Origin of the sequence: Stutzerimonas tarimensis (genome assembly GCF_042648805.1) — a bacterium.
Taxonomy (GTDB): Bacteria; Pseudomonadota; Gammaproteobacteria; order Pseudomonadales; family Pseudomonadaceae; genus Azomonas; species Azomonas tarimensis.
Map to the genome: position 1 here is coordinate 119,996 of NZ_JBHRXZ010000017.1, position 20,260 is coordinate 140,255.

At 65.6% G+C, this 20,260-nt stretch carries 19 protein-coding genes and 1 pseudogene; 15 read left to right on the forward strand and 5 right to left on the reverse strand.

The window, feature by feature from the left end:
- Positions 1 to 44 precede the first annotated feature (44 nt).
- From ACFOMF_RS07505 to ACFOMF_RS07520, 4 genes are all read left to right on the forward strand, one after another.
- Entirely contained in the window at positions 45 to 1,139 is a 1,095-nt protein-coding gene (locus ACFOMF_RS07505; RefSeq protein ID WP_386363089.1) for an extracellular solute-binding protein, read from the forward strand.
- A gap of 191 nt (positions 1,140 to 1,330) precedes the next feature.
- Entirely contained in the window at positions 1,331 to 2,482 is a 1,152-nt protein-coding gene (locus tag ACFOMF_RS07510; RefSeq protein ID WP_386363092.1) for an ABC transporter ATP-binding protein, read from the forward strand.
- Positions 2,479 to 3,375 (forward strand): ABC transporter permease subunit, encoded by an 897-nt coding sequence (locus ACFOMF_RS07515; RefSeq protein WP_386363095.1) that lies wholly within the window; start codon positions 2,479 to 2,481, stop codon positions 3,373 to 3,375. Before ACFOMF_RS07510 ends, ACFOMF_RS07515 begins: the two co-directional genes overlap by 4 nt.
- Complete coding sequence (locus tag ACFOMF_RS07520; RefSeq protein ID WP_386363097.1) at positions 3,372 to 4,247, forward strand: ABC transporter permease subunit; 876 nt, start codon at positions 3,372 to 3,374, stop codon at positions 4,245 to 4,247. Before ACFOMF_RS07515 ends, ACFOMF_RS07520 begins: the two co-directional genes overlap by 4 nt.
- Positions 4,248 to 4,432: 185 nt before the next feature.
- Here the strand turns inward: ACFOMF_RS07520 and ACFOMF_RS07525 are convergent, their stop codons facing one another.
- A complete protein-coding gene (locus ACFOMF_RS07525) occupies positions 4,433 to 5,005 on the reverse strand; it encodes a DUF6436 domain-containing protein (protein ID WP_386363099.1) in 573 nt (190 codons plus the stop codon).
- A 46-nt stretch (positions 5,006 to 5,051) separates the two neighbouring features.
- Here ACFOMF_RS07525 and ACFOMF_RS07530 point away from each other — a divergent pair, with 46 nt between their 5' ends.
- The gene (locus ACFOMF_RS07530; protein WP_386363102.1) at positions 5,052 to 6,032 is read left to right on the forward strand and encodes an alpha/beta hydrolase; all 981 of its coding nucleotides are present in this window, start codon (positions 5,052 to 5,054) and stop codon (positions 6,030 to 6,032) included.
- 13 nt (positions 6,033 to 6,045) lie between these two features.
- Here the strand turns inward: ACFOMF_RS07530 and ACFOMF_RS07535 are convergent, their stop codons facing one another.
- Entirely contained in the window at positions 6,046 to 6,810 is a 765-nt protein-coding gene (locus ACFOMF_RS07535; protein WP_386363105.1) for a hypothetical protein, read from the reverse strand.
- A gap of 98 nt (positions 6,811 to 6,908) precedes the next feature.
- Between ACFOMF_RS07535 and ACFOMF_RS07540 the strand changes: the two genes are divergently transcribed.
- From ACFOMF_RS07540 to ACFOMF_RS07550, 3 genes are all read left to right on the forward strand, one after another.
- Positions 6,909 to 7,511: a 2OG-Fe(II) oxygenase gene (locus tag ACFOMF_RS07540; protein ID WP_386363107.1), complete on the forward strand. Its 603-nt coding sequence runs from the start codon at positions 6,909 to 6,911 to the stop codon at positions 7,509 to 7,511.
- Positions 7,512 to 7,924: 413 nt separating this feature from the next.
- The gene (locus ACFOMF_RS07545; RefSeq protein ID WP_386363110.1) at positions 7,925 to 10,903 is read left to right on the forward strand and encodes a sensor domain-containing protein; all 2,979 of its coding nucleotides are present in this window, start codon (positions 7,925 to 7,927) and stop codon (positions 10,901 to 10,903) included.
- A 67-nt stretch (positions 10,904 to 10,970) separates the two neighbouring features.
- The gene (locus ACFOMF_RS07550) at positions 10,971 to 11,390 is read left to right on the forward strand and encodes a DUF2141 domain-containing protein (protein WP_386363113.1); all 420 of its coding nucleotides are present in this window, start codon (positions 10,971 to 10,973) and stop codon (positions 11,388 to 11,390) included.
- On the opposite strand, the gene ACFOMF_RS07555 is transcribed toward ACFOMF_RS07550, so the two are convergent.
- The 3 genes from ACFOMF_RS07555 to argH form a co-directional block, all read right to left on the reverse strand.
- Positions 11,384 to 11,689, reverse strand: a complete 306-nt coding sequence (locus ACFOMF_RS07555) for a hypothetical protein (protein ID WP_386363116.1) — start codon at positions 11,687 to 11,689, stop codon at positions 11,384 to 11,386. The two genes, ACFOMF_RS07550 and ACFOMF_RS07555, sit on opposite strands and share 7 nt — an antisense overlap.
- A gap of 27 nt (positions 11,690 to 11,716) precedes the next feature.
- Positions 11,717 to 12,244, reverse strand: a complete 528-nt coding sequence (locus ACFOMF_RS07560; protein ID WP_386363119.1) for a hypothetical protein — start codon at positions 12,242 to 12,244, stop codon at positions 11,717 to 11,719.
- A gap of 66 nt (positions 12,245 to 12,310) precedes the next feature.
- The gene (gene argH, locus ACFOMF_RS07565; protein ID WP_386363122.1) at positions 12,311 to 13,702 is read right to left on the reverse strand and encodes an argininosuccinate lyase; all 1,392 of its coding nucleotides are present in this window, start codon (positions 13,700 to 13,702) and stop codon (positions 12,311 to 12,313) included.
- Positions 13,703 to 14,073: 371 nt separating this feature from the next.
- On the opposite strand from argH, the pseudogene ACFOMF_RS07570 reads away from it, so the two are divergent.
- From ACFOMF_RS07570 to ACFOMF_RS07600, 7 genes and pseudogenes are all read left to right on the forward strand, one after another.
- Positions 14,074 to 14,232 (forward strand): annotated as a pseudogene (locus ACFOMF_RS07570) (sensor histidine kinase); the annotation flags it as partial.
- On the forward strand, positions 14,229 to 14,975 hold the full coding sequence (locus ACFOMF_RS07575) for a LytR/AlgR family response regulator transcription factor (RefSeq protein WP_386363125.1): 747 nt from the start codon (positions 14,229 to 14,231) through the stop codon (positions 14,973 to 14,975). The pseudogene ACFOMF_RS07570 and the gene ACFOMF_RS07575, both read left to right, overlap by 4 nt.
- 118 nt (positions 14,976 to 15,093) lie before the next feature.
- A complete protein-coding gene (hemC, locus tag ACFOMF_RS07580; protein ID WP_386363128.1) occupies positions 15,094 to 16,035 on the forward strand; it encodes a hydroxymethylbilane synthase in 942 nt (313 codons plus the stop codon).
- Positions 16,032 to 16,805 (forward strand): uroporphyrinogen-III synthase, encoded by a 774-nt coding sequence (locus ACFOMF_RS07585; protein WP_386363131.1) that lies wholly within the window; start codon positions 16,032 to 16,034, stop codon positions 16,803 to 16,805. The genes hemC and ACFOMF_RS07585 overlap by 4 nt, the downstream gene beginning before the upstream one ends.
- A 16-nt stretch (positions 16,806 to 16,821) precedes the next feature.
- Positions 16,822 to 18,255, forward strand: coding sequence for a uroporphyrinogen-III C-methyltransferase (locus ACFOMF_RS07590; RefSeq protein ID WP_386363134.1), 1,434 nt, complete (start codon positions 16,822 to 16,824; stop codon positions 18,253 to 18,255).
- Positions 18,252 to 19,472: a heme biosynthesis HemY N-terminal domain-containing protein gene (locus ACFOMF_RS07595; RefSeq protein ID WP_386363137.1), complete on the forward strand. Its 1,221-nt coding sequence runs from the start codon at positions 18,252 to 18,254 to the stop codon at positions 19,470 to 19,472. The genes ACFOMF_RS07590 and ACFOMF_RS07595 overlap by 4 nt, the downstream gene beginning before the upstream one ends.
- Before the next feature lie 104 nt (positions 19,473 to 19,576).
- Positions 19,577 to 20,068, forward strand: a complete 492-nt coding sequence (locus ACFOMF_RS07600) for a disulfide bond formation protein B (protein ID WP_386363139.1) — start codon at positions 19,577 to 19,579, stop codon at positions 20,066 to 20,068.
- The last annotated feature ends 192 nt before the right edge of the window (positions 20,069 to 20,260 follow it).

The window sequence follows — 20,260 nt, forward strand, 5'->3', positions numbered from 1 at the left end:
CTGGCTGCGCAACTGCCCGACTGACGACAACAGGAGCATTAAGGATGACACCTTTCGCCAAGACCCTACTCGCCCTGACGCTGGCCGGCACCGTCGCCGGTGCAGCGCAGGCGCAGGAGCGGGTACTGCATGTTTACAACTGGTCCGACTACATCGCTGAGGACACGCTGGCGAATTTCACCAAGGAAACCGGTATCCGCGTCGTCTACGATGTGTTCGACAGTAATGAAGTGCTCGAGGCCAAGCTGCTGTCCGGCGGCTCGGGTTACGACGTGGTGGTGCCGTCCAACCAGTTCCTGGCGAAGCAGATCAAGGCCGGGGTATTCCAGGCGCTGGACAAGTCCAAGCTGCCCAATTGGGAAAATCTCGACCCTTCGCTGCTCAAGGCGCTGGACAACGCCGATCCGGGCAATCAGTACGCCTTCCCCTACCTGTGGGGCACCACCGGGATCGGCTACAACCCCGAACAGGTCAAGGCCGCACTGGGCGTCGACACCATCGACTCCTGGGACGTGGTGTTCAAGCCGGAAAACATCGAGAAGCTTCGCTCCTGCGGCGTTTCCTTCCTGGACGCCCCTGACGAGGTCTATGCCGCCGCGCTGCATTACCTCGGGCTGGACCCCAACCCCGCCAATGTGGACGACGTGCAAAAAGCCGAAGAGCTGCTGATGTCGATCCGTCCGCATGTGCGCTACTTCCACTCCTCGCGCTATATCACCGATCTGGCCAATGGCGAGATCTGCGTGGCGGTGGGCTGGTCGGGCGACGTGTTCCAGGCCCAGGCGCGGGCCGAGGAAGCCGAGAACAACGTGCCGGTCGAGTACGCCATTCCTCAGGAAGGCGCAGCCTCGTTCTTCGACATGATGGCGATTCCGGTGGACGCCAAGAACGTCGAGGAAGCCCATGTCTTCCTGAACTACCTGATGCGCCCTGAAGTGATCGCGCCGATCACTGACTACGTGGCCTACCCCAACGCCAACCGCGCGGCCACGCCGCTGGTGGATGAAGAGATTCGCGACAACCCGGGCATCTATCCGACTGAAGCCGCGAGCCAGAAGCTCTATACCTTCAGCGAGCTGAACCCGCGGGTCCAGCGTGCCGTTACCCGTAGCTGGACGCGGGTCAAGTCAGGCAAGTGAGCCTGTCGTCAGGCAGCAACGGGACCGGCCCCGCGATGAGGCGGGTCCCGTTGATTTCCTGCGAATTTTCCAATACACAGTCGCGCTCGCCACAGGCCGGCCGGCTTTCTGACCCGGGAAGTGCCTGACCATCGGCCCTTCACTGCGCTGCCATATCCGCGGTGCCATCCAGATTTTCGGGAGTTTCGGTAATGGCGGTTGCTTCCAGTGCCTTCAAGAAGGCCTTGACCGGTGAGAGCCAGAGCAAGCAGGTATTGCTGCGTATCGACCGCGTCACCAAGAAGTTCGACGAGACGGTCGCCGTGGACGATGTCTCGCTGAACGTCCACAGCGGCGAGATCTTTGCCTTGCTCGGCGGTTCCGGTTCGGGCAAGTCCACCCTGTTGCGCATGCTCGCCGGTTTCGAACGGCCCAGCGAGGGCCGGATCTTTCTCGACGGTCAGGACATCACCGATCTGCCGCCCTACGATCGGCCGATCAACATGATGTTCCAGTCCTACGCCCTGTTTCCGCACATGAGCGTGAAGCAGAACATTGCCTTCGGCCTGAAGCAGGACGGCCTGGCCAGGGGCGAAATCGAACAACGCGTCGGCGAAATGCTCAAGCTGGTGCAAATGGAGCAGTACGCCAGCCGCAAGCCCCACCAGCTCTCCGGCGGCCAGCGCCAGCGAGTGGCCCTGGCCCGTTCCCTGGCCAAGCGGCCGAAGTTGCTGCTGCTCGACGAACCCATGGGCGCGCTGGACAAGAAACTGCGCTCGCAGATGCAACTGGAACTGGTACAGATCATCGAGCGGGTCGGCGTAACCTGCGTGATGGTCACCCATGACCAGGAGGAGGCCATGACCATGGCCGAGCGCATCGCCATCATGCACCAGGGCTGGATCGCCCAGGTGGGCAGCCCGATGGACATCTACGAGACCCCGGCCAACCGACTGGTCTGTGAATTCATCGGTAGCGTCAACCTGTTCGACGGCGAACTCATCGAGGACGCCGAAGACCATGCGGTGATCGGCTGTCCGCAACTGGAGCGGCCCATCTATATCGGGCATGGCATCAGTACCCGTGCACAGGACAAGCAGGCCACCTATGCGCTGCGGCCGGAAAAGCTGCTGATGAGCGTCGATCCGCCGGAGCTGGAGCATCCCGAGTACAACTGGGAGCGCGGCACCGTGCATGACATCGCCTACCTGGGCGGCCATTCGATCTACTACATCCGCCTGGCCTCCGGGCTGATTCTCCAGGCCTTCGCCGCCAATGCCGAGCGGCGGTTGAAGGGCCCGACCTGGGAGGATCAGGTCTATCTCTACTGGCAGGGCGACGCTGGCGTGGTGCTGCACTCATGAGGGAATTGCGCGCACGCCTCGGCCGCCAGTTGGTGATCGGCGTTCCTTTCGTCTGGCTCGGCCTGTTCTTCCTGCTGCCCTTTGTCATCGTGCTGAAGATCAGCTTTGCCGAAGCGGCCGTGGCGATTCCCCCGTACACGGCGATCTTCGAGTACGCCGACCAGCAGCTGCAGGTGCTGGTCAACCTGGGCAACTACATCTTCCTCAGCGAGGATTCGCTCTATCTGGCCGCGTATCTGGGGTCGTTGCGCATCGCGCTGGTGAGCACCCTGCTCTGCCTGCTGATCGGCTACCCCATGGCCTACGCCATCGCCCACGCGCGCAAGGACCTGCAGACGGTACTGCTGCTGCTGATCATGATGCCGACCTGGACCGCGATCCTCATCCGCGTCTACGCCTGGATGGGCATTCTCAGCAACAACGGCATCCTCAACAGCGCATTGATGGGCATCGGCCTTATCGACAGTCCGCTGCAGATCCTCAATACCAATATCGCGGTGTATATCGGAGTGGTCTACTCATACCTGCCGTTCATGATCCTGCCGCTCTACGCCAACCTGGTGAAGCACGACCCCAGCCTGCTCGAGGCAGCATCGGACCTGGGCGCCCGCCGCTTCACCAGTTTCTGGCGGATCACCGTCCCGCTGTCGAAGAACGGCATCATCGCCGGCTGCATGCTGGTGTTCATTCCAGTGGTGGGCGAGTTCGTCATCCCCGAGCTGCTGGGAGGCCCCGAGACGCTGATGATCGGTCGCGTGCTCTGGCAGGAGTTCTTCAACAACCGTGACTGGCCGGTGGCCTCGGCGCTGGCGGTCATCATGCTGTTGATCCTCATCGTGCCGATCATTTTCTTCAACCGGAACCAGGCGAAAGCGCTGGAGGGCAAGCCGTGAAACGCTGGAGCTTCTCCAATCTGATCCTGGTGCTGGGGCTGATCTTCATCTACCTGCCGATGGTGATCCTGGTCATCTACTCGTTCAACGCCTCGCGCCTGGTGACTGTCTGGGGCGGCTGGTCGGTACGCTGGTACACCGGACTGCTGGACAACACCCAACTGATGACGGCAGTGGGGCGGTCGCTGCAGATCGCCTTTTTCACGGCGCTGGCCGCGGTGGTGCTGGGCACCTTGGCAGCCTTCGTGATGACCCGCATCGCGCGGTTTCGCGGGCGCACCCTGTTCGGCGGGCTGGTCACCGCACCGCTGGTGATGCCAGAGGTGATCACCGGCCTGTCGCTGCTCTTGCTGTTCGTGGCCATGGCGCAACTGGTCGGCTGGCCGGCGCAGCGTGGCTTGAGCACCATCTGGATCGCCCACACCACCTTTGCCACGGCCTACGTGGCGGTGGTTGTGTCATCGCGCCTGCGCGAGCTGGACCTGTCCATCGAGGAAGCGGCGATGGACCTCGGCGCGCGGCCGTGGAAGGTATTTCTCCTGATCACGGTGCCGATGATCGCCCCCTCGCTGCTGGCCGGCGGCATGCTCGCATTCGCCCTGTCGCTGGATGATCTGGTGCTCGCAAGCTTTGTCGCAGGCCCGGGCGCCACTACCCTGCCCATGGAAATCTTCTCGGCGGTACGCCTGGGGGTGCGGCCGGAGATCAACGCAGTGGCCAGCCTCATCCTGCTGGCGGTCTCGCTGGTCACCTTCATCGCCTGGTACCTGACCCGCCGCGCTGAGCGCAACCGGCGGCTGGCGATGCGCCAGGCCAACGAGGGAGCCGCAGTCGCCAACCTGCCGCCACTGGGCGCGCCGCCACGGCGTTAAGGCGGCGGCAGGGACTCAGGAGACCTGGAAGCGGGCATTGATCTTCCAGTCGGCCGGTCAGCTGTTTCTGGCTTAGGCTCAGGGCATTCAGTGTCGATGGGTGGCGGGTCTCGGTAGTAGAGACGCTAATGGCGCAACACTGGCAGCCATTCAGGTTTATCGCTCGGCCATGGCGTATCTGAGGCCTATCGGGCGTTGTGTGGCCAGTCGCAGAAACAGGCCACCGCCAGCGCCTGGGTGGCGCGGACCTGGCGGCCGGCCAGCAGTGCGTCGATGATGGGTTCGACGAAGCTGTTATCGGAGGTGCACACGGCCCCTTCGCTGTAGGGACCCAGATAGACGAGCTCGCCCCGAGCGTCCCAGAGCGCCACGGCTGGGCTGGCCGGCAGTGTCTCGCTCCCCGGGAAGTCGGTCAGCGTCTCGATCGCCTGTAGCGGCGGGGGCAGCTTTCCGCGGCTGCCCGGGCGCTGCACGGCGTAGAAGGCCACCGGGGCGTCGCGGTAACGCAGCAGCATCTCAGCCAGGTGCTGCTGGTTGCCGACATTGCAGGGGCAGGCCGGGTCCCAGAAATGCACCAGCCGCACCGGACCAGGTCCGGCCAGTTCCGCTGGCAGCTTCAGGGCTTCACCGGAAAACATCGCGGCGCGCTCGCCTGCCTCGCGGAAACTTTCCTCGTACCAGCGTATGGCCAGCAACAACGCGGCAGCAGCGGCGCAGAGCAGCACGGCGGCGATCAGGAGTCTCGGGATTCTGGGCATCGGTTCGGGGGGGCGGCGAGGGGCGGCGAGGGGCGACTAGCTTGCCATGCCCGGGCGCTCGGCAGAATATCTGAATATCATCCCGAGAGGAGAGACCCGAGTGATTCAGCCGGAGCTGATCCGCGCCGAGCTGGGCGACCTGGACATGGCTGTCGGGCCATCGCCGGCCGCCTGCGAGTACCTGGGCTTTTATGGCCTGGATCTGTCGTCGCGGGCCGACGTGCATATTCGCCAGGGCAAGCGCCAGGTTGGCGGCTACGAGGTGGTGCTGCAGCTGTGGACCGCCGATGAGCCTCGCGCCACGCTGCTGGTCCTGCACGGCTACTACGACCACATGGGGTTGTACCGGAACGTCGTGGCCTGGGGGCTGGCGCGGGGATTCGCGGTGCTCGGCTGCGACCTGCCAGGCCACGGACTGTCCAGTGGCGCGCCGGCCAGCATCAACGAGTTCGCCGAGTACCAGGTGGTACTGCAGGCGCTCATGGCTGAAGCAGAGCGGCTGGGATTGCCGCAGCCCTGGCACCTTCTCGGCCAGAGCACTGGCGGGGCGATCCTGCTGGATCACCTGCTGCGCCAGCCGGCCGCCGCCAGGCTGGGCCAGAGCATCCTGCTGGCGCCGCTGGTGCGCCCGCGCGCCTGGGCGCGTTCGCGGCTGAGCTATCAGCTGCTGCGGCATTTCGTCGACGGGATCCCGCGCCAGTTCAGCGACAACTCCGGCGACCGGGCCTTTCTCGAGTTCCAGCGTCGCGATCCGTTGCAGGCCGCGACCCTGCCCACCGCCTGGGTCGGTGCGCTGGACCGCTGGATCCCCCAGGTCGAGGCAGCCCCGGCCTGCCATTACCGGCCGATCATCATCCAGGGCGAGCAGGACATGACGGTGGACTGGCGCTACAACCTGCCGGTGCTGCAAGCCAAATTCGCCCAGCCGGAAATCCTCAGGCTGGCCGACGCCCGCCATCATCTGGTCAACGAACGCGAAGACATCCGCCGCGAGTATTTTGCCTTTCTCGATGAGCGACTGGCGTGAGTGCCGACTGGCCTCATATCCCGCGGTCCCACTCCAGTTCGCTGCCGCTGAGGCCCACCGCCAGACCGGCGCGCAGGGCTCCGAGCGCGGCCTGGTAATAGGCCTGGCCCTCGGCTGAACGGGCGAACTCAAGATACTCCTCCAGCTCCGGGTCGGACAGGTCGCGGTATACGTAGAGCAGGATATCGTCCAGATCCGCTTCGACCTGCTGTACCAGGCGCTGGCGCTGGCTTTGCAGCAGGCTCTGGGCGTAGGCGCCGGAAAGCAGGCCGGGCACCATCTGCGAAAGGCTGTCGGCAGCCACACCGCCCAGTGCCAGGCTGACCTCTGCACCTGCCTCGCTGGCGGGCAACGCCTGGGCCAGATGGCGGATGAGCAACTGCCGGTTGCTGCCGGCTTCGAGCCGCGGTACGCCATCGGCGTGCCTGGCGACCTCGTCCGGACGCGTGGCCTTTACCTCGGCGGCAACGATCTTGCGCCCCAAGGGCGAGCGATAGAATGTCAGGGCCGGCTGCGGATCGGCGAGCTGCGCGCGCAAGGCATTCATGGCGCGCTGGTCGATCGCAGGCGCAGCGAAGCGCTGGTTGCTGTTGGCTACCAGCGCGTTGAACACCGCCGGCGGCAGGGTCGGCTGGTAGCGCTGCTGCGCCGCTTCCAGGGCATCGCGGAAATGCACGCGCTGCTGCTGCCAGCCTGCGGTCTGGTAGAGATCCCGATAAGCGTCGGCGACGCTGGCGAAACTGGCGGTCATAAGCAAACACAGGGCGAGCAGGCGCATGGCGACTCCTGAATGGCGGCGACGCTATTCTTGACCCCGGATGCGTGCTTGTCGAGGAGCCGCTGATAGACTCCATCATCCCTTCAGGAGTGCCCCCCTTGTCGCTGCAACCCATCATTGAGGACCTGGCCCGCTGCGGCTGGTCGCTGCAGGAGCGATTCGTCGAGCAGCCGTTGATCGACGCCCTCGCCGAGGAGTGTCGCCAGCGCGAATCCCTGGGCGAACTCGAGCCCGCCGGGGTAGGCCGCGCGGCGGGACTGGCCGTGCGTGAGGGCGTCCGCGGGGATCGCATCCGGTGGATCGAAGTGGGACAGTCACCGGCCTGCGATCGCTACCTGACGCACATGGAAGCCTTGCGTCAGGAACTGAACCGGGCGTTCTTTCTCGGCCTCGAGGAGTTCGAGTGCCACTTCGCGTTCTATCCCCCAGGGGCGTTCTACAAGACGCATCTGGACTGCTTTCGTGATGACGACAGCCGGATCGTCACGGTCGTCCTCTACCTGAACACCGAATGGCAGTCGGCCGACGGCGGCTGCATGCGCATGCACCTGCGCCAGGGGCCGGCCCTGGACGTGGCTCCACTGGCGGGAAACCTGGTGGTGTTTCTTTCTGCCGAGGTGCCTCACGAAGTCTTGCCGACTCAGCGTGACCGGCTTTCGCTGACCGGCTGGTTCCGGCGCCGCGCGGCCCGCCTGCTCTAGCGCCGGTCTGACGGACGGTATTCGCGACTAGGGTCTGTTGCCATTCGTTCGCGGCCGCGCCGGAGCCTGTTTTTGCGCGAGGCAAGGCACGAGGAGCGAAGTTTGGTCATTCCAAATAAGCGACGAGAAACGCCGCATCGCGCAAAAACAGGCCCGGCCCTTTGGGTTGCGCGGCAAATAGCGTCATGCGGCGTTGCGGGACTTGGCAAGGACCATTACCTGCGTCCCGCGCCTGCGGAACGCCGCCCGACCTGGCGCCATTTGCCGCTGCAACGCGGCTCGCGACGAAACGGCAACAGACCCTAGGGACGGGTAACGCTTTTTCGTCACACTGATGATGCTATATTGGTATCACTTTTCCGGCGCTTACGCCGGGCGCGTCATGACGAACGTCCGTGGGGCTGCGGTAGTCGATGAATCAGACGAGTGACCAGTTGCTGCCGTCCGCCTTGCCGGAGGGTACCGGCATGGACGGCGCTGCCCAAGAGGGCGCAACGCTGGAAGCGATGGTCGCCCATCAGGCGGCGCTCGAGGCGCGGCTGGCCATGGCCATGGCGCGTCAGCAGGAACTGGAGCGGCAGAACAGCTACTACCGCAGCATTTTCGACACCTTGCCCAACCCGCTCTGGCTGATGGACGACAACCGGCACCTGGATGCCAACCCTGCGGCCATTGCCACCCTCGGCTACCCTGATCGTGCGACGCTGCTGGGCAGTCCAGTGGACGCTGCGCAGGGGGCCAGGGCGCAGACCCTCGAGCGGGTGAGAAGGGCGCAGGCCGGCGAAACCCAGCGTTTCGAGTGGGCTCACCAACCTGCCGATGGGACAGAGCGCATCGGCGAGGTGATCTTTTCCCCGCTGCAACTGGACGGCCGCCGCCTGGTGCTCGGCAGTTGGCACGACGTCACCCAGCGCAAGCTCGCCGAACGCCGCCTGGCCGAGCGCGAGCGCAGCTTTCGCGAGCAGAGCCAGCGTCTCCAGGAAGTCATCGAGGGCACCCATACCGGTACCTGGGAGTACAACCTGCGGACCGACAGTCTGGTGTGCAACGAACGCTGGGCCTGGATTGTGGGCTATGGACCTAGCGAGCTGGCACCCTTGAGCCTGTCGACCTGGCGCCGCCTGGCTCATCCAGGCGATTTCCGGCGGGCCATGCACGATGTGCATCGCTGCTATCGCCAGGAGATCGAGCACTACCGCGTCGAGATGCGCATGCGGCACAAGGCCGGCCACTGGGTCTGGATCGTGGTTCGCGGCAAGGTCGTGCAATGGCGTGACGATCAACAGCCGCTGCGCATGGCCGGTACCATCCAGGATGCCACCGCGCGCAAGGTCTCCGAGGAGCAGCTCAAGCTCGCCGCAAGCGTCTTCACCCACGCCAGCGAGGGCATCATGATCACCGATGCCAGCGTGCGCATCGTCTCGGTCAATGAAGCCTTCAGCCGGATCACCGGCTACCGCCAGGAGGAAGTGCTGGGACGCACCCCGGGCCTGCTGAAATCAGGGCTGCACGGTGCGGATTTCTATGCCGAGGTGTGGAAGGCCCTGCGCGAAAAGGGCGAATGGTCCGGGGAAATCTGGAACCGTCACCGGGAAGGTCACTTGTACGCCGAGCTGGTCAACATCAGCGCGGTCTGCGATGAGCAGGGTCAGGTCAAGAACTACGTGGCGCTGTTCAACGACATCACCCAGCAGAAGCAACACCAGCAGCAACTCGAACGCAGCGCCCATTACGATCCGCTGACCGACCTGCCGAACCGCCTGTTGCTGGCCGATCGCCTGCAGCAGGCGATGGTTCGCTCCCATCGTCATTGCGACAAGGTGGCGGTCGCCTACATCGACCTGGATGGTTTCAAGGCGGTGAACGACCGCCACGGGCATGCCGTGGGCGACCGCTTGCTGGTCATCCTGGCCAACCGCATGAAGTCGCTCCTGCGTGAAGGCGACACCCTGGCCCGCCTGGGCGGCGACGAGTTCGCCGTGGTGATCGTCGACATGGTTCGTCAGCACGATTGCGTGCCGGTGCTGGAACGCCTGCTGCAGGCCCTCGCCGATCCGGTGGCGGTCGCCGGGGAGGTCCTGCACGTGAGCGCCAGCATTGGCGTCACGCTCTATCCGCTGGACGATGTCGAGGCCGACCAGTTGCTGCGCCATGCCGACCAGGCCATGTACATCGCCAAGCAGACCGGCAAGAACCGTTATCACATCTTTGATATCAAGCACACTAGGCCAAGCAACGAGCCGAACCAGACCCTGGAGGCGCTGCACCAGGCGCTGGCGCGCGGCGAGTTTTGCCTGCATTACCAGCCGCGGGTGAACATGCGCAGCGGCCAGCTGGTCGGCGCCGAAGCCCTGATTCGCTGGCAGCATCCGGAGCACGGGCTGCTGCTGCCTTCGGCCTTCCTGCCGGCAGTGGAGCACCACGCCGTTTCCGTCACGGTCGGCCAGTGGGTGATCGCCCAGGCGCTTGGCCAGATATCGGCCTGGCAGCGCCAGGGGCTGGATATTCCGGTGAGCGTCAACCTTTCGGCACGGCACATCCAGAACCGGGATTTCCTGCCGTCACTGAAAACCCTGCTCGACAGTCATCCCGATGTGCCCCCGCAGCGTCTGGAGCTGGAGGTCATGGAAGCCCATGCGCTGGAGGACATCGACTATGCCGCGCGGATGATGAACGCCTGCCGCGAACTCGGCGTGCGCTTCGCGCTGGATGACTTCGGCACCGGCTACACCTCCCTGGCCTACCTGCGCCGGCTGCCGGCCGATACCCTGAAGCTGGACCAGAGTTTTGTCCAGGCCATGCCCTCGGCACCCGGCGACATGGCGGTGGTCGAGGCGGTACACGGCCTGGCCAAGGCCTTTCACCGCCGCCTCATCGCCGAAGGGGTGGAAACCGAATGGCAGGGCGAAATGCTCCTGGCGATGGGCTGCGAACTGGCCCAGGGCTACGCCATTGGCAGGCCGATGCCGGCAGACGAGCTGTCTGGCTGGGCCAGCCGATGGCAGCCCTGCGAGTCCTGGCGCGCCTGGGCAGGGCGAAGCCTGTCACCGCGCGCCCTGCCGGTGCTGCTGGCGACAGTCGAGCATTCGGCCTGGCGCGACGAGGTCGAGGCCTACCTGCTAGGCCGACACGACCTGCTGCCGACCCAGGATCCGAGCGGTGGACGTTTTGCCACCTGGTACGCCAAGGAGGGTCGTGAACACTTCGATGCGCACCCGGCCTTTGTCGAGATCGGCCAGCGCCACCGCAAGGTCCAGCGGTTGGCCGCCGCCTTGCTGGCCGAGTGCGAGCAAGGGCGCCGCGGAGAGGCGAGATCGAGGGTCGAGGAGCTGCGCCGCGAGAGCGAGGCCCTGGTGGGCTGCCTGCGGGAATTCGCCTGGCTGGCAGCCTGAGTCGGTTGACCGCGGGCGGCGTTTGCCGGACCCTTCAGGCGCAGCGAATGATCACAGGAGTGCCGCATTGAACAGCCGATCGCCATTGGCCCTGTTGGCGTTGTTCGCCGCCAGCGGATGCCTTGCGCAGACCCTGCAGGTCGAGCTTCACGAGGTGCAGCATGATCGCGGCACCTTGCGCATTGCCGTGTACGCCGACCCGCAAGGCTTTCTCAAGCCGGACCAGGCCTTCGCCACCCGCGAGCTGGCCGCCGAGCCCGGCACGGTCATGGTCGAGTTCGAGGTGGGGCCGGGGCGCTACGCGGTCCTCGCCTATCACGACGAGGACGACAATGGTCAGCTCAACCGCCGCCTGGGCATGTTCCCCGCCGAGGGGTACGGCCTGTCCAACAATCCCCGGGTGATGGGGCCGCCTTCCTACGAGGCCAGCGCTTTCGAGGTGGCGGACGAGCCGCTGACCCGGGTGGAGATACAGCTACGCTACTGATCGCCAGCTGCGTCGCTGCCGGCCTCCTCGTCGTCGTCCGGCAGCGTCGGCAACTGGCGCAGCAGCGCCTCGTAGCGCGTTCGGTCGAAGGGACGCTCGAGACTCATCATCTGCTGGATCTCGTCGGCCAGCACCCGCGCCATCAGTTGCAGGCTTTCTTCCCGCGAATAGCCAACCAGGGTCAGCTTGTTCAGCGTGGCTTTCACCGCCGATGGGTCATCGGCCTCGAGCTGGTTTTCGATGGCCTCCAGCAGCGCCTGTTCGGCGAAGGTTTCGTCATCTTCGTTGGTGCCACTCATCGGTACGCGGAGCTCCTCGTATCGGGGTCAGTCGACAAAATGCAGAACGATGCAGAATAGACCAAAGATGACCCATACCGCGCCGAATATCAGCGGTGTGCGCAGCGAAAACAGCAGGGTTCGCTTGTACCGCTTGCCTCCGCTCGGGTTGGTGCCCTCGCCAAACAGGGCTGACTCATTGTTCGGCAACAGGCCGACGTGCCCCTCGAGTTGCAAGAGTTCCGCCTGCTTCTGGTGCCAGCGTTCGATCACCTCGAAATTGGCCTTGATCCCGGGAATCGCATGCAGCGAGGTGATGAAGCCGAGCAGCGACAGGATCGAGGGAATCACCAGGCGGAACAGGCCGCCCCACTCCGGATTGGTATTGGCCATGGACGAGGCGAAAGCGATCATCAGAAAGGACTGGGACGACAGGTAGGTGCTGGTGCGTTCGGCCAGCAGGGTCGATTCGAAATGGATCTCGGCTCGATAGAAGTTAAGGCGATCCTTGGCCGACTCGAAAAGTTCGGCACCCTGGGTCTCCTGGTTAAGGAGCAGGTTTCGCAGATCCGGCATGGCAGCCCCCTCGAAGTATCACCTTCAGAGGAGGTGGAACTCAGGCGAGTTCCACCCGTACGGGGCTCAGCGGCTGGCCAGCGAGGCGCGGCCGCGCTGGACTGCGGCGCGAACCTGGGCCGGCGCGGTACCGCCGATGTGGTCGCGGGCGTTCACCGAGCCCTCCAGGGTCAGTACGGCGAACACGTCCTCGTCGATCTGGTCGCTGAAGCGGCGCAGCTCGTCCAGGCTCATCTCGGCCAGGTCCTTGGCGGATTCCACGCCGTATCTCACCGCGTGGCCGACGATCTCGTGGCAATCGCGGAACGGCAGGCCCTTGCGCACCAGGTAGTCGGCCAGGTCCGTGGCGGTGGAGAAGCCGCGCAGGGCCGCCTCGCGCATGTTCTCGCGCTTCGGGCGGATCGCCGGGACCATGTCGGCGAAGGCGCGCAGCGAGTCGCGCAGGGTGTCGGCGGCGTCGAACAAGGGCTCCTTGTCTTCCTGGTTGTCCTTGTTGTAGGCCAGCGGCTGGCCCTTCATCAGGGTCAGAAGGCCGGTCAGCGCGCCGAACACCCGGCCGGATTTGCCACGCACCAGCTCGGGCACGTCCGGGTTCTTCTTCTGCGGCATGATCGAGGAGCCGGTGCAGAAGCGATCCGGCAGGTCGATGAACTGGAACTGGGCGGATGTCCACAGCACCAGCTCTTCGGAGAAGCGCGACAGGTGCATCATGGCGAGCGAGGCCGCGGCACAGAATTCGATGGCGAAGTCGCGATCCGAGACGCCGTCGAGCGAGTTGCCGGAGATCGCCTCGAAACCGAGCAGCTCGCAGGTGATTTCCCGGTCGATGGGGTAGGTGGTGCCAGCCAGCGCGGCCGAGCCCAGCGGCATGCGATTGGTCCGCTTGCGGCAATCCACCAGGCGCTCGTGATCGCGGGCGAGCATCTCGAACCAGGCCAGCAGGTGGTGGCCGAAGGTCACCGGCTGGGCGGTCTGCAGGTGGGTGAAGCCGGGCATCAGGGTATTGGCTTCGGCCTCGGCAAGGTCCAGCAGCCCCTGCTGCAGACGGGTGATTTCGCCCAATATCGCGTCGATCTCGTCGCGCAGCCAGAGACGAATGTCGGTGGCCACCTGGTCGTTGCGCGAACGCCCGGTGTGCAACTTCTTGCCGGTCACTCCGACGCGCTCGGTAAGGCGGGCCTCGATATTCATGTGCACGTCTTCGAGGTCGACGCGCCAGTCGAAGGTGCCGGCCTCGATTTCACCCTGGATCGCCTGCAGGCCGTCGACGACGGTGTCGCGCTCGGCCTCGCTGAGTACTCCGACCTTCGCCAGCATGGTGGCGTGGGCGATGGAGCCCATGATGTCGTGGCGGTAGAGGCGCTTGTCGAACTCGACGGAGGCGGTGAAACGGGCGACGAAGGCGTCGACGGGCTCGCTGAAACGGCCGCCCCAGGACTGGTTGGTCTTGTCGGTCATGAATGCGCTCGCTGAGGTGTGCTGGCTGAACGGGAAAGCCGCGCATGATAGCAGGGCAAGGCTGTAGGGGCCGCTGGAAAAAAGGCCCCGGTCAGCCAGATCGGGCGCCTCCGGACTGTGCGTTGTGTAGCGTTTGCAGGCGTCGTCACTGCTTTCCCGACGAGCGGCTTGTTGTCGGCATGGCGAGCATCGACACTGCCGCGATTGCCCTGCCGCCCCTGGAATGCCATCGCCTGCCAGCTTCCACCAACGATTTCTTCAAATCTGGCCCGTCCCGGCATCCTCACCCCTGGCGCGACGAGCTTGAACTGGCGCAGCGCTGTCTCTCCATTGAACACTCCCCTGCGAAACAGGTCCCGAGACCACGGTCTTCGCGGCGCCCGCGCCAGGGGCTGGCGAACATCGAAGCGCGATTAGCGGCACTTTTCGGGTCGGGAGCGAGTCTCAGCGTGGAACGGCGTGAAGGTCGCCATTACACCTGTCTTCGCTATCCTTGTGCGAGGCCAACGCAGGAAGCCGGATCTTTATGAATGTCCTGATTGTCGATGACGAACCACTAGCCCGCGAGCGCCTTAGCCGACTGGTAGGTGAGCTCGACGGCTACCGTGCCCTCGAACCTGCTGCCAGCAATGGCGAGGAGGCGCTCGGGCTGATCGATGAGCTGCGCCCGGATATCGTCCTGTTGGATATCCGCATGCCGGGGCTCGACGGTCTTCAGGTCGCCGCAAAACTCTGCGAGCGCGATGCGCCGCCCGCTGTGATTTTCTGCACCGCCCATGACGAGTTCGCCCTGGATGCCTTCCAGATCAGCGCAGTCGGTTATCTGGTCAAGCCCGTCCGCAAGGAAAGCCTCCAGGAGGCGCTGCGCAGCGCCGAGCGCCCCAATCGGGTACAGCTGGCGGCCCTCACTCGGCCGGCGGCCGTGGCTGGTACCGGGCCGCGTACCCACATCAGCGCCCGCACGCGCAAGGGCATCGAACTCATTCCGCTCGATCAGGTGATCTACTTCATCGCCGACCACAAGTACGTCACGCTGCGCCATGAGGGGGGCGAGGTGTTGCTCGACGAGCCGCTCAAGGCGCTGGAGGACGAGTTCGGTGATCGCTTCGTGCGTATCCACCGCAATGCGCTGGTGGTGCGCGAACGCATCGAGCGACTGCAGCGCACGCCGCTGGGGCACTTCCAGCTGTTCCTCCGTGGTATGGGCGCCGAAGGCCTGACCGTCAGCCGCCGCCACGTCCCGGGTGTGCGCAAGCTGATGCAGAATCTTTAGCTGCAAGCTGCAAGCTGCAAGCAAAAACGAAGCAGATTGCAGCGGGTCGCTGCGCTGCGCAGGCGCTTGAGGCTTAAGGCTTGCTATCATGCCGGCAAAATTTCTGCCGGAAGCTGTCATGTCCCTTCGCGAGATTCGCATCGCCACCCGCAAGAGTGCCCTGGCCCTATGGCAGGCCGAATACGTCAAATCGCGCCTCGAGCAGGCGCATCCGGGGCTCAAGGTGAGCCTGGTGCCCATGGTCAGTCGCGGCGACAAGTTGCTCGATGCGCCACTGGCGAAGATCGGTGGCAAGGGATTGTTCGTCAAGGAACTGGAGACCGCCCTGCTGGATCAGGAGGCCGACATCGCCGTGCACTCCATGAAGGACGTGCCCATGGACTTTCCCGAGGGGCTCGGCCTCTATTGCATCTGCGAGCGCGAGGATCCGCGTGACGCCTTCGTGTCGGGCCGGTACGAAAGCATCGACGCGCTACCGCCCGGTAGCGTGGTGGGCACCTCCAGCCTGCGCCGCCAGGCCCAGTTGCTGGCACGTCGGCCGGATCTGAAAATCCAGTTCCTGCGCGGCAACGTCAACACCCGTCTGGCCAAGCTCGACGCTGGCGAGTACGACGCCATCATCCTGGCCGCGGCCGGCCTGATACGCCTCGGCTTCGGCGAGCGGATCCGTTCCACCCTCAGCGTCGACGACAGCCTGCCGGCCGGTGGGCAGGGTGCGGTGGGTATCGAGTGCCGCAGCGGCGACGAAGAGATTCACAGCCTGCTGGCGCCGCTGAACGATCCGGACACCGCGGTTCGCGTCAGCGCCGAACGTGCCCTCAACCGACACCTCAACGGCGGCTGCCAGGTCCCGATTGCCTGTTACGCCGTCCTTGAAGCGGAAGGCGTGTGGTTGCGCGGCCTGGTCGGCCAGCCCGACGGCAGCGAGCTGCTGCATGCCCAGGGGCGTGCGCCTATTGAGGATGCCGAAGCATTGGGGGTGCGCCTGGCCGAGGAGTTGCTGGCCCAGGGCGCCGGGCGGATTCTCTCCGCGATCTACGGTGGGGATGCCGCTGAGTGAAGGGCTGGCGCCTGCTGCTGACACGTCCGGCCGCCGAGTGCGCTGCGCTGGCGGCACGCCTGTCCGAGGCGGGTGCACACTGCGCCTGCATGCCGCTGCTGGCCGCCGAGGCGTTGGCCGAGACGCCCGGGCAGCGGGGCCGGATCATGGAGCTGGATCGCTATCAGGCGGTCATCGTTATCAGCAAGCCGGCCGCCCGGCTGGGCCTCGAATACGTTGACCGCTACTGGCCGCAGCCGCCGTTCGGCCAACGCTGGTTCAGTGTGGGGCCGGCCACCGGGGCAATCCTGGCCGACTATGGCCTCGACGTGACCTGGCCTGAGCAGGGCGACGACAGTGAAGCATTACTGGCGCTGCCGGCACTGGCGGACGCGCTGGCGGTTGCCGACCCCCGTGTGCTTCTGCTCAAGGGCGAGGGTGGGCGCGATCTGATCGCCCAGACGTTGCGCGCACGCGGGGCCGAGGTGGATGCGCTGGTGCTGTATCGGCGCGTCACGCCAAGCTACCCCGCCGGGTCCCTGTCGCGGCTTGTCGAGTCGGAACGCCTCAACGGACTGGTGGTCAGCAGTGGGCAGGGTCTCGAATCATTGCGGGATCTTGCGGGAGATGATTGGCCAAGGCTGAGGCGGCTACCTCTCTTCGTGCCCAGTGCGCGTGTAGCGCAAGCGGCACGGCAGCTCGGTGCAACCCAAATCGTCGAATGTCGCGGGGCCGGTGAGCAGGCCCTGCAGGTGGCCTTGCGGGAACTTCCCGCGCCGACCGCTTCATGATGCAAAGGACGGAAACGTGAGCGAAGCTGACAAAGAGAAGCATCCGAAAGACAAGAACACCTCCCCGGCCGGTGCCCCCGCAGCGGATTCCCCCGCAGATGGCGGCGCCGCCGCCGCACCCATTGCCGGATCCCGACCCTCTTCCACCCCAGGGGGGACGTCGGAGCCGGCTGCCGCGCCCGGCAAGCCATCGGAAGGCCGGCCAGGCGAGGCCACCGCCAAGCCCTCGGGAACCGGGACCACTACGTCTGATTATCCCCCAGGCAGTCCTGGCGGTACGGGCAACGGCAAGCGCAGGCGTGGCGCCGATAGCGGTTCCGGCCGTGATGGTGGCGGCAGCGGCAAGGGCCTGGCCCTGCTGGCGCTCCTGGTGGGACTGGCCGGATTGGGCGCAGGCGGTTACAGCTTGGTGCAGCAGTCACGCCTGGCCGATCTTGAACAGCAGATCGATCAGCGGGTGGAGCAACGGGTCGGTGCGCAACTGAACGCTGTGCAGGAGCTGTCCCGGCAGACCCGCCAACTGAGCGAGCGCGAACGTGAGTGGATGCCGCGTCTGGAGCGCCTCGAGCAATTGCCGTCGGCTGACGAGCTGGATGACCGTGCGCGCCTGCTGGGCCGCCTGCAAAGCCAGCAGCAACGGCTGGCCGACCGGGTGGAAGATGTCCTCGGTGAAAGCCGCGAGCATTGGCGCCTGGCCGAGGCCGAGCACCTGCTGCGCATGGCGATGCTGCGCCTGTCGGCCATGCAGGACGTGAACAGCGCCGCGGCGTTGATCGAAGAGGCCGACCTGATCCTGCAGGCGCAGGATGACCCTGGCGCCTATGGCGCGCGGCGGCGGCTACTCGAGGGCCTGGAGGCGCTGCGTAGCCTGCCGCAGCTCGATCGCACCGGCTTGTTCCTGCAGCTCGGCGCGCTTCGCGGGCAGGCCAGTCGGGTGGTGGAGCAGGCTCCTGAGTTCCAGGTGGGCGAGGAGGCTGCGGCGCAGCCCGGCCAGCGGCGCTGGCAGCAGTGGCTCGACCAGCTGCAGCGCTACGTGCGGGTCGACCTCGACGCCGATAATGATACCCGCCCGCTGCTTGCCGGGCAGAGCCTCGGGCAGGTGCGATTGGCGCTGGCGCTGGCCATTGAACAGGCCCAGTGGGCAGTGCTCAACAGCAATACCGAAGTGTTCCGCCAGGCGCTGGAGCAGGCCCGTGCGCTGCTCGACGAGCAGTTCAGCGAGGACAACGAGCAGAGCCGTGCGCTGTCCCAGCGCCTTGCCGGACTGTCGCAGCGGCAGGTTGCGGTGGAGTTGCCGGACCTGACGCCTTCGCTGCGAGCGTTGCAGGCCTACATCGAGGAGCGCCGTCAGGATGACGACGCACCGCAGGATTCCGCCCAGCCGGAGGCGCCCGCACCGGCTGATGGAGAGACGCCCGAAGAGGCGGCGGATGAGGGTGTACGCACATGAAACGACTGGCGTTATCGCTCGTGCTGCTGTTGGCGGTGCTCGGGGGGCTGGGCTGGGCCTTCCTGCAAAGCCCGGGCTACGTACTGATCACCTATGACCGCTTCCGCTACGAATCCACGTTCTGGGTGTTCCTTGGCATCCTTTTCGTGCTCTGGCTGCTGGCGTTTCTGCTCAACCGTCTGCTGGGACTGCTGGTGGCGTCCGGCGCGCTGGTCAACCCCTGGTCGCGCAAACATCGCCAGCGCCGTATCGGCAAGGCCTCGCGGCTGGGGCAGCGGGAGCTGGCCGAGGGGCAGTGGAACCAGGCGCTCGACCACCTGCGGGTTGCCGCCGACAAGGATGGTCGTCCATTGATGCATTACCTCGGCGCGGCCAGGGCGGCGAACGAGATGCGCCAGTACGCCGAAGCCGATGCCCTGCTCGATGAAGCCATGAAACGCGAGCCCGACGCGACGCTGGCGGTAGGCCTGACCCGCGCACGGCTGCTCATCGACCGTGGCGAGTACGCGGACGCACGGGACCTGCTCAAGACGCTGCATCAGGACTATCCGCGTAATGTCCAGGTCATGCAGCTGCTGCAGCAGCTGCATGTCCAGCTACAGGAGTGGGTCGCGCTGTGCACGCTGCTGCCTGAACTGCGCAAGCTGAAGGTGTTGCCCACCGCGCGCCTGGATGAACTGGAGCGACTGGCCTGGACTGCGGCGCTGGAGTCGTTGGGCAACGTCGAGGAGCCCGAGCGCGAAGAGGCGCTGGTCAAGCTGCAGCAGCGCTGGCAAAGCGTGCCCACCGGGCTCAGGCAGGATCCAGTGGTGGTTCGGGCCTACAGCGACGGGCTGGTCCGGCTGGGTGCCGAAGCCAAGGCCGAGGACGTGCTGCACGGCGCGATCAAGCGGCATTTCAGCCCTCTGCTGGTCGAGCCCTACGGCCGGGTCCATGGTGACGACCCGGTCCGTCAGCTGGCGCGGGCCGAAGCCTGGCTGAAGGATCACCCGGATGATCCTGCGCTGCTGCTGGCGCTGGGCCGACTCTGTCTGCGCAACGAGCTGTGGGGCAAGGCGCGCGGCTACCTGGAGAGCAGCCTGAGGTTCGCCCACCGCCCCGAAACCTGCGCAGAGCTGGCGCGTCTCCTCGCCCGCCTGGGCGAGGTGGAGCGCAGCAACCTGCTGTTCCAGGAAGGCCTCGGCCTGCTCGACCGCAGCCTGCCTGTGCTGCGTTAGCCCCATGCCGAGCCCGGTCGGTCAGGGAGCCGGCCGGGCTCCGGCTTGTCAGCCGCCGCCGCTTTCCTTACCGTAGCCGGATTTTCCCGCCCCGCGGAGTTCCCATGGCGTTGGCCAGTACCCGTTCGACCTTCTTCATCGGCTTTCTCGGTTGCCTGGCGATCATCGCCGGTGCGCTCTATCTCGAGCATGTCGTCGGTCTCGCACCCTGTCCCCTGTGCATCGTGCAGCGAATCGCGGTCATGGGCTTTGGCCTTGTCTGCCTGGTCGCCGCCCTGCATGCTCCGGCCCGCCTGGGGCGCCGCGTCTATGCGGTCATCGCTCTGCTCTTCGCGGTGTCCGGTGGCGCGACCGCATGGCGCCAGATCTGGTTGCAGAGCGTCCCGGCCGACCAGCTACCGAGTTGCCTGCCGAGCCTCGACTACATGATGGAGGCGCTGCCCTTCCAGGAAATCGTTCGGTTGGTCCTGCACGGCACTGCCGAGTGCGCCGAGGTCGGCTGGACGCTGTTCGGTCTCAGCATCCCCGAGTGGAGCCTCATGGTGTTCCTGGCGATGATCGCCGCCTGCGGCTGGCAATTGTTTCGCCGCACCTGAGCGAAGCGGCGAACTCCTCGCAAGCGCCAATGGTCTCTGGTGGACTCGAACCCGTGAATCGGCGAATGGTTCGTCGGCCGTGGGTTGAACGCGAGTGGCAGGCGGCATAGTCTGGTCAGGCGCATCAAGCGCTCTCTGCCACGCAGGCGCTCACCACGGCTTGCGCCCCGCAGGCCAGAATAATCGTTAGGG

Coding starts and splice junctions, on each gene's coding strand:
- ACFOMF_RS07505 (WP_386363089.1), top strand. CDS start 45: ATGACACCTTTCGCCAAGACCCTACTCGCCCTGACGCTGGCCGGCACC.
- ACFOMF_RS07510 (WP_386363092.1), top strand. CDS start 1,331: ATGGCGGTTGCTTCCAGTGCCTTCAAGAAGGCCTTGACCGGTGAGAGC.
- ACFOMF_RS07515 (WP_386363095.1), top strand. CDS start 2,479: ATGAGGGAATTGCGCGCACGCCTCGGCCGCCAGTTGGTGATCGGCGTT.
- ACFOMF_RS07525 (WP_386363099.1), bottom strand. CDS start 5,005: ATGCCCAGAATCCCGAGACTCCTGATCGCCGCCGTGCTGCTCTGCGCC.
- ACFOMF_RS07530 (WP_386363102.1), top strand. CDS start 5,052: ATGCCCGGGCGCTCGGCAGAATATCTGAATATCATCCCGAGAGGAGAG.
- ACFOMF_RS07535 (WP_386363105.1), bottom strand. CDS start 6,810: ATGCGCCTGCTCGCCCTGTGTTTGCTTATGACCGCCAGTTTCGCCAGC.
- ACFOMF_RS07545 (WP_386363110.1), top strand. CDS start 7,925: ATGAATCAGACGAGTGACCAGTTGCTGCCGTCCGCCTTGCCGGAGGGT.
- ACFOMF_RS07555 (WP_386363116.1), bottom strand. CDS start 11,689: ATGAGTGGCACCAACGAAGATGACGAAACCTTCGCCGAACAGGCGCTG.
- ACFOMF_RS07560 (WP_386363119.1), bottom strand. CDS start 12,244: ATGCCGGATCTGCGAAACCTGCTCCTTAACCAGGAGACCCAGGGTGCC.
- argH (WP_386363122.1), bottom strand. CDS start 13,702: ATGACCGACAAGACCAACCAGTCCTGGGGCGGCCGTTTCAGCGAGCCC.
- ACFOMF_RS07575 (WP_386363125.1), top strand. CDS start 14,229: ATGAATGTCCTGATTGTCGATGACGAACCACTAGCCCGCGAGCGCCTT.
- hemC (WP_386363128.1), top strand. CDS start 15,094: ATGTCCCTTCGCGAGATTCGCATCGCCACCCGCAAGAGTGCCCTGGCC.
- ACFOMF_RS07595 (WP_386363137.1), top strand. CDS start 18,252: ATGAAACGACTGGCGTTATCGCTCGTGCTGCTGTTGGCGGTGCTCGGG.
- ACFOMF_RS07600 (WP_386363139.1), top strand. CDS start 19,577: ATGGCGTTGGCCAGTACCCGTTCGACCTTCTTCATCGGCTTTCTCGGT.